At 63.1% G+C, this 9,818-nt stretch carries 10 protein-coding genes; 3 read left to right on the top strand and 7 right to left on the bottom strand.

The window, feature by feature from the left end:
• Positions 1-475: RNA pyrophosphohydrolase (locus B3E94_RS11640; protein WP_286913608.1), on the bottom strand; the 475-nt coding region annotated here is incomplete at its 3' end.
• A 141-nt stretch (positions 476-616) separates the two neighbouring features.
• Between B3E94_RS11640 and B3E94_RS11635 the strand changes: the two genes are divergently transcribed.
• On the top strand, positions 617-1,273 hold the full coding sequence (locus tag B3E94_RS11635) for an HAD family hydrolase (protein ID WP_176517781.1): 657 nt from the start codon (positions 617-619) through the stop codon (positions 1,271-1,273).
• A 124-nt stretch (positions 1,274-1,397) separates the two neighbouring features.
• On the opposite strand, the gene B3E94_RS11630 is transcribed toward B3E94_RS11635, so the two are convergent.
• The gene (locus tag B3E94_RS11630; RefSeq protein WP_286913607.1) at positions 1,398-1,823 is read right to left on the bottom strand and encodes a DUF2269 domain-containing protein; all 426 of its coding nucleotides are present in this window, start codon (positions 1,821-1,823) and stop codon (positions 1,398-1,400) included.
• Positions 1,824-1,861: 38 nt separating this feature from the next.
• Positions 1,862-3,376 (bottom strand): threonine ammonia-lyase, biosynthetic, encoded by a 1,515-nt coding sequence (gene ilvA / locus B3E94_RS11625; protein ID WP_176517783.1) that lies wholly within the window; start codon positions 3,374-3,376, stop codon positions 1,862-1,864.
• Positions 3,377-3,508: 132 nt separating this feature from the next.
• On the opposite strand from ilvA, the gene rpiA reads away from it, so the two are divergent.
• On the top strand, positions 3,509-4,183 hold the full coding sequence (gene rpiA, locus B3E94_RS11620; protein ID WP_236236000.1) for a ribose-5-phosphate isomerase RpiA: 675 nt from the start codon (positions 3,509-3,511) through the stop codon (positions 4,181-4,183).
• A gap of 80 nt (positions 4,184-4,263) precedes the next feature.
• Here rpiA and B3E94_RS11615 read toward each other — a convergent pair whose 3' ends face one another.
• The 4 genes from B3E94_RS11615 to B3E94_RS11600 form a co-directional block, all read right to left on the bottom strand.
• Positions 4,264-5,166, bottom strand: coding sequence for an SdiA-regulated domain-containing protein (locus B3E94_RS11615; protein WP_286913605.1), 903 nt, complete (start codon positions 5,164-5,166; stop codon positions 4,264-4,266).
• Positions 5,167-5,251: 85 nt separating this feature from the next.
• On the bottom strand, positions 5,252-6,184 hold the full coding sequence (locus B3E94_RS11610; protein WP_286913604.1) for an SdiA-regulated domain-containing protein: 933 nt from the start codon (positions 6,182-6,184) through the stop codon (positions 5,252-5,254).
• A 191-nt stretch (positions 6,185-6,375) separates the two neighbouring features.
• Complete coding sequence (locus tag B3E94_RS11605; protein WP_176517787.1) at positions 6,376-7,041, bottom strand: fumarylacetoacetate hydrolase family protein; 666 nt, start codon at positions 7,039-7,041, stop codon at positions 6,376-6,378.
• 24 nt (positions 7,042-7,065) lie between these two features.
• Complete coding sequence (locus B3E94_RS11600) at positions 7,066-8,463, bottom strand: FAD-binding oxidoreductase (RefSeq protein ID WP_286913610.1); 1,398 nt, start codon at positions 8,461-8,463, stop codon at positions 7,066-7,068.
• 171 nt (positions 8,464-8,634) lie between these two features.
• Between B3E94_RS11600 and serA the strand changes: the two genes are divergently transcribed.
• The coding region (gene serA / locus B3E94_RS11595; protein ID WP_286913603.1) for a phosphoglycerate dehydrogenase at positions 8,635-9,818 on the top strand (1,184 nt) is incomplete at its 3' end.

The following is a 9,818-nucleotide window of genomic DNA, read 5'->3' as shown; positions in this document are numbered from 1 at the left end:
CGCGCGTCAGCAGACGCGGTGCTAGCTCTTTCAGGGCGCGGCGGTATACCTCGCGCTTGAATGTCACCACCTGGCCCAGCGGATACCAATAGCTGACCCAACGCCAGCCGTCGAATTCCGGTTTGCCGGTCAGGTCCATCCGCACCCGTTGCTCATTGCTCACCAGGCGCAGCAGGAACCACTTCTGCTTCTGGCCGATGCACAGCGGTTGGCTGTGGGTGCGGACCAGACGCTGGGGTAAACGATAACGCAACCAGCCGCGGGTGCAGGCAAGAATTTCCACATCATCGCGTTCAAGGCCAACTTCTTCGTTCAGCTCGCGGTACAGGGCATCTTCCGGCGTCTCGTCAGGGTTGATACCACCCTGCGGGAATTGCCAGGCATCCTGGTTGATCCGCCGAGCCCATAGCACCTGCCCGGCATCATTCGTAAGAATGATCCCGACATTGGGGCGAAAACCATCCGGGTCGATCACGGCAGCAACCTCGCAAACGCATGTCACCGCATTGTTCCACAAAGCCTGCGAGCGCAGCAACGCGCCCGCCAAGCTTATGTGCAGCGCGGTGAAAACTCCGTATTCTGCGGGGCTACCCTGTAGCTGATGCGAGTACCCGCGATGCGCCTGGCTTTATTCGACCTGGACAATACCCTCCTCGGTGGCGACAGCGACCATGCCTGGGGTGACTACCTGTGCGAGCGGGGCATTCTCGACCCGGTCGCCTACAAGCAACGCAACGATGCCTTCTATCAGGACTACCTGAACGGCACCCTGGACCTGCAGGCCTACCTGGCCTTTTCCATGGAAATCTTCGCGGCCACCGAGCCCGCGCAACTCGACCAGTGGCATGGCGAATTCATGCGCGACTGCATCGAGCCGATCATCCTGCCCAAGGCCCTGGCCTTGTTGCAGCAGCACCGCGAGGCCGGTGACCAGCTGGTGATCATCACTGCCACCAATCGTTTCGTGACAGCGCCCATTGCGCGCCGCCTGGGCGTGCGCGTGCTGCTGGCCACCGAATGCGAGATGCGCGATGGCCGCTATACCGGGCGTAGTACCGATATACCGTGCTTCCGTGAAGGCAAGGTGACGAGGCTGGAGCGCTGGATGCTGGAGAACGGCTTCGATCTGGAGGACAGCTATTTCTATAGCGACTCGATGAATGATTTGCCGTTGCTGGAGCGGGTGACGCACGCGGTGGCGGTAGATCCGGACCCTAAGCTGCAGGTGGAGGCCGAGCGGCGCGGGTGGCCGGTGATTTCCCTGAGAGATTGAGCAAGCTAGGGCCGCCTTGCGGCCCATCGCTGGCAAGCCAGCTCCCACAGGTACGGTGCAGGCCCGCTTTTTTTGTGGGAGCCGGCTTGCCGGCGATGGGCTACAGAGCAGCCCCAAGCATGCCTCAGACCGGCTTGGCGCCCATCAGCCCGGCAATGGACAAGAAGCACACCCCACTGAACACCGCCAGGGCCAGGGTAAACCGCAACCCCCCCACCTCGGCCTTGCGCAGCCGGTTCAGGCGCACCAGCAGCCACCACACGGCAAACGCGCCAAGCGTATAGATGACGCTGGACGCCAGCACCCACGCCTGCCCCAGCGGCCAGCCGACCAGATGCACCAGCCACCAGCCGGTGAACGGCATGCTCACCAGGCACACGCCCATCAGCAACCAGACGAACACCAGCGGCCGGCGCAGCAGCTTGGCATAAGCCTCTGCATCACCCTGGCGGCGGGCACGCACTGTCCAGATCGCCAGGCCCAGTGCGCCTAGCAGCAGCACGGCTGTGGCGATGATGTGCAGCGTCTTGAGGGTTGTCAGGTGTTCCATGGCTTCATGTCCTTGAGCGGTAAGGCAAGCTTAGCCGCTCAGCCCAGGAACAGCCGGTAGGCCGGGTTATCGGTTTCGTCCCAGTACGGGTAGCCAATCTTGGCCAGCGCCGCCGGCACCAGGTGGCGCTCGTCTTCGGGCACCTGCAGCCCCGCCACCACGCGCCCATCGGCGGCGCCGTGGTTGCGGTAGTGGAACATCGAGATGTTCCAGCGCCCGCCCAGCTTGTTGAGGAAGTTGAACAACGCCCCCGGCCGCTCGGGGAACTCGAAACGCAGCACGATCTCGTCACGGGCACCGGCCGAATGGCCACCGACCATATGGCGGATGTGCAACTTGGCCAGCTCGTTGTCGGTCAGGTCGGTGACCGGGAAGCCCTGCTCGGTCAACTGCTGCACCAGCGCGGCGCGTGGGTCGTTTTCCGGGTGGGTCTGCACGCCGACGAAGATGTGCGCCTCGTCGGAGGTGTGCTTGCGGTAGTTGAATTCGGTGATCTGGCGCTTGCCGATGGCCTCGCAGAAGGCCTTGAAGCTGCCCGGGCGCTCGGGAATGGTCACGGCGATGATCGCTTCGCGCTTCTCGCCCAGCTCGGCACGCTCGGCCACGTGGCGCAGGCGGTCGAAGTTGACGTTGGCGCCGGAGTCGATGGCCACCAGCGTCTGCCCGGTGACACCTTTGAGCTCGACATACTTCTTGATCCCGGCAACGCCCAAGGCGCCGGCAGGTTCGGTGATCGAGCGGGTATCGTCGTAGATATCCTTGATTGCCGCGCAGATCTCGTCGGTGCTGACGGTCACCACCTCATCCACATGCAGGCGGCAGATGTCGAAGGTGTGCTGGCCGATCTGCGCCACCGCCACGCCATCGGCGAACAGCCCGACCTGCGGCAGCACCACGCGCTCGCCAGCGGCCATGGCCGCCTGCAGGCAGTTGGAGTCGTCCGGCTCAACGCCGATCACCTTGATTTCCGGGCGCAGGTACTTCACGTAGGCGGCAATGCCGGCGATCAGGCCACCACCACCGACCGGCACGAAGATCGCGTCCAGCTGGCCAGGGTGTTGGCGGAGAATTTCCATGGCCACGGTGCCCTGGCCGGCGATGGTGTGCGGGTCGTCATAGGGGTGGATATAGACGAAGCCCTTCTCGTCGACCAGTTTCAGCGAATAGGCCAGCGCTTCAGGGAACGAGTCGCCGTGCAGCACCACCTTGCCGCCCCGCGAACGCACGCCTTCGACCTTGATCTCCGGGGTGGTCTTGGGCATCACGATGGTGGCCTTGATACCCAGCTCGCGGGCCGCCAGGGCCACACCCTGGGCATGGTTGCCGGCCGAGGCGGTGACCACGCCACGGGCCAGTTCTTCAGGGCTCAGTTGCGCCAGCTTGTTGTACGCCCCGCGGATCTTGAAGGAAAACACCGGCTGCAGGTCTTCGCGCTTGAGCAGAATCTGGTTGCCCAGCCGCTTGCTCAGCTGTGGGGCGCTCTGCAACGGGGTTTCGACAGCGACGTCGTAGACGCGCGAGGTGAGGATCTTCTTGACGTACTGTTCGAGCATCGGGAAAGCATCACTGGCCGCGGGACAAGGGCTGCGAGTCTACCCCAGCGCTACGTCGGGCGACCACAGCAAAGCCGCCCAAGCCGTTATACTAGGCAACTTTGAAACCGCCCTGCCCCTTTCGGAGCCCGCATGACCCAGGACCAACTCAAACAGGCCGTCGCCCAGGCCGCTGTCGACTTCATTCTGCCCAAGCTGGATGAAAAGAGCGTCGTCGGCGTCGGAACCGGTTCGACCGCCAACTGCTTCATCGACGCCCTGGCAAAGCACAAGACCGCCTTCGACGGCGCGGTCGCCAGCTCCGAGGCCACGGCCCAGCGCCTGAAGGGCCATGGCATCCCGGTGTATGAGCTGAACAGCGTCAGCGAGCTTGAGTTCTACATCGACGGCGCCGACGAAAGCGACGCGCACCTGAACCTGATCAAGGGCGGCGGCGCGGCGCTGACCCGCGAGAAAATCGTCGCGGCCGTGGCCAAGACCTTCATCTGCATCGCCGATGCCAGCAAGCTGGTACCGGTGCTGGGCGCCTTCCCGCTGCCGGTCGAAGTGATCCCGATGGCCCGCAGCCACGTGGCGCGCCAGCTGGTCAAGCTGGGCGGCGACCCGGTGTACCGTGAAGGCGTGGTGACCGACAACGGCAACGTGATCCTCGACGTGCACAACCTGCAGATCACCAACCCGGTGGAGCTGGAAGCGCAGATCAACGCCATCGTCGGCGTTGTGACCAACGGCCTGTTCGCGGCGCGCCCGGCCGACCTGCTGCTGCTGGGCACCTCCGAAGGCGTGAAGAGCCTCAAGGCCGAGTGATGCCATCACCGGCAAGCCGGCCCCTACAGCGCACAACCCTGTGGGAGCCGGCTTGCCGGCGATAGGGCCGCAAAGCCCAGTCAATCCTCCGGCTGCTTGAACACATAGAACAGGTTCGGCTCACTGACCAGGTAGATGGTCCCCGCCTCGTCCATCGCAATCCCTTCCGCCTGCGGCACCGTCTCCTTCAGCCCCTGGAACCCCTTGCGCAACGACAAGGTACTCAGCGGCCTGCCCTGAACATCCAGCTCCAGCACCAGCCGCGACTCATCCGACAGCGCCAGCAAGTGCCCACTGCGCTCATCGAACTGCAGGCTGGAAAGATCACGCACGAACAAACGCGAATCACGCTTGCGGTCCTGCACCACGTGCACCGCGTAAGGCTGCTCGAGGTTCTCGTGGGGGAAGCCCAGCACCTCGTAGATCAGCATCGGGTCACGCTCCTTGGCCACGAACAGGCGCTTGCCTGCAGAGTCGTAGGCCAGGCCTTCGAAACCCTTGTTACCGTTCAGGCCAATGCCCAGGGACAGCTGCTCGGCATCGCCGGCATCGAGAAACGGCGTGTCGTCTTCGACGCGCACCCGGATCAAGCGCTGCTGGCGCTCATCGGTAATCACGTAGCTGTTGGGGCCGATGTACTCCACGGCTTCCGGGTCGCCGAAGCCGGTCAACGGAATGCGCCGCAGGATGCGGCCATCGAGGGACAGCTCGATCAGCTCGGAGCGGGCGTTGGTCACCGTGAACAGGGTCTTGCGGTCGGGGTCGTAGGTCAGCGCCGAAAGGTCATCATCAAGCCCCTCGACAGGCTGCGCCTCGACCACCACCCGGTAGCGGTCCAGGCCCATGCTTTGCTCAGCCGGCTGCCACCAGGTTTTGAGGTTGAACCAGGTGCGCTCGAACAGGCGAAACTCCTGCCCGGCCAGGCCCAGTAGCAGCAACCCGGCAATGACAAGAAGCAATGGCAGACGAACATAACGACGCATAAAGGCAGACTCGGCTCAGGGGGTGGCGAATCTAACCATGGGTGTCTGAAGTAAAGCTTAATCCCGGCGTCGGAATGATCTGAAGCTATTGTGGGTTCTTTTTGAAGCGATAGAAGAGCGCCGGTTCGCTGACCATGTACAGGTTGCCCTGGTCGTCCATGGTCACCCCTTCGGCCCGCGGGATGGTGTCCTTGAGGCCGTTGAAGCCACCCAACAGGGTCATGAAGCTGACCTGCTGGCCTTGCTCGTCGAGCTCCAGCAGCATGTTGGAGTCGGCCGACAGCACCAGCAGATGCCCCGTGCGCGGGTCGACGGAAAGCGCCGAGAGGTTGCGCAGGTCAAGCTCGTCGCTTTCCAGGGCCTGCTTGTCACCCTTGAGCGGGGTGCGCCCGTCGGTCGCCCAGGTGTACAGCTTCGGCGGCCGTTCCTGGCCGATCACCAGGCGCTGGCGCATCGGGTCCCAGGCGATGCCTTCGTAACCCTTGTTGCTCTTGGGCGACGGGCCCAGGTCGTGGCTCTGGAAATCGGCATGGTTGAGCGATTTGGTTTGCCCATCCACCTTGACCACGGTCAGGTCATGCAGGCGTTCATCGGTAATGGCCAGCTGGCCATCTTCGAGCACGGCGACGCCTTCGGGGTTGTTCCAGCCCACCAGGGGGATCTGGCGCAGCACATCGCCTTCCAGGCTGAGCTCGACCAGGAACGGGTTCTTGCCCATCACGGCGAACAAGGTGCGGGTCTGGGGGTTGAACGCCACGTCCGAGGCTTCGTCATCGTCCATGCCCGGCAGCGGTTTGGCATCGATATCGACCTGGTAGTCCGGCAGCCACACGCTTTCGCTGCGCTCGGCGCTGCTTTCGAAGCCTTCCTTGACCCATAGCACCCCGCGGTCATCCCAGTGCATGGCCATCGACAGGCCATAGCCGATCACCGCAGCCACGGCCAGGGCGAATGGCCAGCGCCGGTAGAAGCGGCGTTTTGGCTTGGGGGTCGAGGATGCGCTGGAAGAAGAGGCCATGCAGGGGTTCCTGGTGAAATGGGCGAAGATTCGCGCATTATCCGGATGGGTTGTGAAAAATCGGTAAACCGCGTTGCTTGCGCGCTCACTGTGGGAGCCGGCCTGCCGGCGATGAGGCCCTGAATGGTTTGCAGATGCCCTATCGCCGGCAAGCCGGCTCCCACATATAAGAGAAGGTGCTCAGTAAAGGCTCAGAGCACCCGGCTCTCGAAGCGGCTCACACCCGGCAGCTCCAGCACCAGCTCATCGCCCACATTGAACGGGCCAACGCCAGCCGGCGTGCCGGTGAGGATCACATCCCCCGCCTGCAGCGAGAAATGCCGGGCCATGTACTGGATCATCGGCACGATCGGGTTGAGCATCATGGCGCTGTTGCCATCCTGGCGCACTTCGCCGTTGACGGTCAGGCGCACCGGGATATCGGTTACATCTTCAAAGGCCGCGGCGGAAACGAACGGCGGCAGCACGCAAGCGCCGTCGAAGCTCTTGGCCAGTTCCCAGGGCAGGCCCTTCTCCTTGAGCTTGGCCTGCACGTCGCGCAGGGTCAGGTCCAACGCCGGGGCATAACCGGAAATGGCGTCCAGCACCTCCTCCTCAGAGGCATGGGTGGACAGCGACTTGCCCAGCAGCACGGCAATTTCCGCCTCGTAGTGCACCGAGCCACGCTCGGTCGGGATCTTGAAGCCACCTTCCAGCGGCACCACGCAGCTACCCGGCTTGATGAACAGCAGCGGCTCGCTGGGGATGGGGTTGTCCAGTTCCTTGGCGTGCTCGGCGTAGTTGCGGCCGATGCACACCACCTTGCCCAGCGGGAAGTGGATGCGCGTGCCGTCTACGTACTGGTGCTGGTAACTCATGGCCGACTCCTAGGCTGCTGCTTTTTATTCGGGAGCGAAGATCTTACCCGGATTCATGATGCCGTTAGGGTCGAACACGGCCTTTATTGCCTTCATGCAGGCAATTTCATCAGGCGAGCGGCTGTACCCCAGGTAGTCGCGCTTGGTCATGCCTACGCCATGCTCGGCGGAGATCGAGCCGTTGTAGCGCTGCACGATCTCGAACACCCATTTGTTGACCTTGGTGCACGAGGCAAAGAAGTCATCCTTGCTCATGTGCTCGGGCTTGAGGATGTTCAGGTGCAGGTTGCCGTCGCCGATATGGCCGTACCAGACCACCTCGTAGTGCGGGTAGTGCTCGCTGACGATGGCATCGATGTCGCGCAGGAACGCCGGCACCTTGGAAACGGTGACGGAAATGTCGTTCTTGTAGGGTGTCCAGTGGGAAATGGTTTCCGACAAGTATTCGCGCAGCTTCCACAGGTTCTTGAGCTGGGTTTCGCTCTGGCTCATCACCCCGTCCAGCACCCAGCCTTGTTCCACGCAGTGCTCGAAGGTGGCCAGCGCCTCGTCGGCCACCGATTCGGTGCTGGCCTCGAACTCCAGCAGGGCATAGAACGGGCAGTCGGTGGCGAACGGCGCCGGTACATCGCCCCGCGCCAGGATCTTGGCCAGGCCCTTGTCGGAAAAGAACTCGAACGCGGTAAGGTCGAGCTTGCCCTGGAAGGCATGCAGCACCGGCATGATCGAATCGAAGTCCGGCGTGCCCAGCACCATCGCGGTAAGGTTGCGCGGAGCGCGGTCCAGGCGCATGGTCGCCTCGACCACGAAGCCCAGCGTGCCTTCGGCGCCGATGAACAACTGGCGCAGGTCGTAGCCGGTGGCGTTCTTGATCAGGTCCTTGTTCAGCTCGAGCAGCTCGCCCTTGCCGGTGACCACCTTCAGCCCCGCCACCCAGTTGCGGGTCATGCCGTAGCGGATCACCTTGATGCCGCCGGCGTTGGTGCCGATGTTGCCGCCAACCTGGCTGGAGCCGCTGGAGGCGAAATCCACCGGGTAATAAAGGCCCTGCTCCTCGGCAAACGCCTGCAGCTGGCGGGTAATGACCCCTGGCTGGCAGACCACGGTGCGGTCGAAGGCGTTGAAGTCGAGAATCTGGTTCATGTAGTCGAACGAGACCACCACCTCGCCATTGGCCGCCACGGCCCCGGCCGACAGCCCGGTGCGGCCGCCCGACGGCACCAGGGCCACATGATGGCGATTGGCCCAGCCGACGATCGCCTGCACCTGCTCCACGGTCCTGGGGAACACGATGGCCGAGGGCGCGGGCGGATAATGCTTGGTCCAGTCCTTGCCGTAGGCCTCCAGGGAAGCCGGGTCGGTGAGGACCTTGCCCGGGTCGACAAGGGTCATCAGTTCATCAATTACCGCCGGGTGAGTCATCGCTGGAACTCTCGACTTATTCATAGTCACCCTGAGCACTCTTCACCTGTCGGGATAAGCTCAGATTGTGTCGCGTATGCTAGCATAGCCCTCCCGCTGTTCATGCTAAGGCCGCCGCTGCGCCTAGCATCACCCCTCGCCATTTTTTCTCCGGGATACAGGTTTACGCAGATGAGCAAGACTTCTCTCGACAAGAGCAAGATCAGGTTCCTTCTTCTTGAAGGTGTGCACCAGAACGCGGTCGATACCCTCAAGGCTGCCGGCTACACCAACATCGAATACCTCACTGGTTCGTTGCCGGAAGCCGAGCTGAAGGAAAAGATCGCCGATGCCCACTTCATCGGCATCCGCTCGCGCACCCAACTGACTGAAGAGATCTTCGACTGCGCCAAGAAACTGGTCGCCGTCGGCTGCTTCTGCATCGGCACCAACCAGGTCGACCTGGAAGCTGCCCGCGCCCGCGGTATCGCCGTGTTCAACGCGCCGTACTCCAACACCCGTTCGGTCGCCGAACTGGTGCTGGCCGAAGCCATCCTGCTGCTGCGCGGCATCCCCGAGAAAAACGCCTCCTGCCACCGTGGCGGCTGGATCAAGAGCGCGGCCAACTCCTTCGAAATCCGTGGCAAGAAGCTGGGTATCGTCGGTTACGGCTCGATCGGCACGCAGCTGTCGGTACTGGCCGAGAGCCTGGGCATGCAGGTCTACTTCTACGACCCGCTGACCAAGCTGCCGCTGGGCAACGCCGTGCAAGTCACCAGCCTGCACGAGCTGCTGGGCCTGGCCGACATCGTGTCGCTGCACGTGCCTGAGCTGCCATCCACCCAGTGGATGATCGGCGAGAAGGAAATCCGCGCGATGAAGAAGGGCTCGATCCTGATCAACGCCGCCCGCGGCACCGTGGTCGAGCTGGACCACCTGGCCGCCGCGATCAAGGACAAGCACCTGATCGGCGCCGCCATCGACGTGTTCCCGGTCGAGCCGCGCTCCAACGACGAAGAGTTCGAAAGCCCGCTGCGTGGCCTGGACAACGTGATCCTGACCCCGCACATCGGTGGTTCCACCGCCGAAGCCCAGGCCAACATCGGCCTGGAAGTGGCCGAGAAGCTGGTCAAGTACAGCGACAACGGTACCTCCGTATCGTCGGTCAACTTCCCGGAAGTGGCGCTGCCGGCCCACCCAGGCAAGCACCGCCTGCTGCACATCCACGAAAACATCCCGGGCGTGCTCAGCGAGATCAACAAGGTCTTCGCCGAGAACGGCATCAACATCTCCGGTCAGTTCCTGCAGACCAACGAGAAAGTGGGTTACGTGGTAATCGACGTCGACGCCGAGTACTCCGACCTGGCGCAAGAGAA

Origin of the sequence: Pseudomonas sp. UBA6315, assembly GCF_002438125.1 — a bacterium.
GTDB lineage: Bacteria > Pseudomonadota > Gammaproteobacteria > Pseudomonadales > Pseudomonadaceae > Aquipseudomonas > Aquipseudomonas faucium.
Note: the sequence above shows the minus strand (reverse complement) of the source record. Positions and strands in the feature narration are given on the sequence as shown.

Coding starts and splice junctions, on each gene's coding strand:
- B3E94_RS11635 (WP_176517781.1), top strand. CDS start 617: ATGCGCCTGGCTTTATTCGACCTGGACAATACCCTCCTCGGTGGCGAC.
- B3E94_RS11630 (WP_286913607.1), bottom strand. CDS start 1,823: ATGGAACACCTGACAACCCTCAAGACGCTGCACATCATCGCCACAGCC.
- ilvA (WP_176517783.1), bottom strand. CDS start 3,376: ATGCTCGAACAGTACGTCAAGAAGATCCTCACCTCGCGCGTCTACGAC.
- rpiA (WP_236236000.1), top strand. CDS start 3,509: ATGACCCAGGACCAACTCAAACAGGCCGTCGCCCAGGCCGCTGTCGAC.
- B3E94_RS11615 (WP_286913605.1), bottom strand. CDS start 5,166: ATGCGTCGTTATGTTCGTCTGCCATTGCTTCTTGTCATTGCCGGGTTG.
- B3E94_RS11610 (WP_286913604.1), bottom strand. CDS start 6,184: ATGGCCTCTTCTTCCAGCGCATCCTCGACCCCCAAGCCAAAACGCCGC.
- B3E94_RS11605 (WP_176517787.1), bottom strand. CDS start 7,041: ATGAGTTACCAGCACCAGTACGTAGACGGCACGCGCATCCACTTCCCG.
- B3E94_RS11600 (WP_286913610.1), bottom strand. CDS start 8,463: ATGACTCACCCGGCGGTAATTGATGAACTGATGACCCTTGTCGACCCG.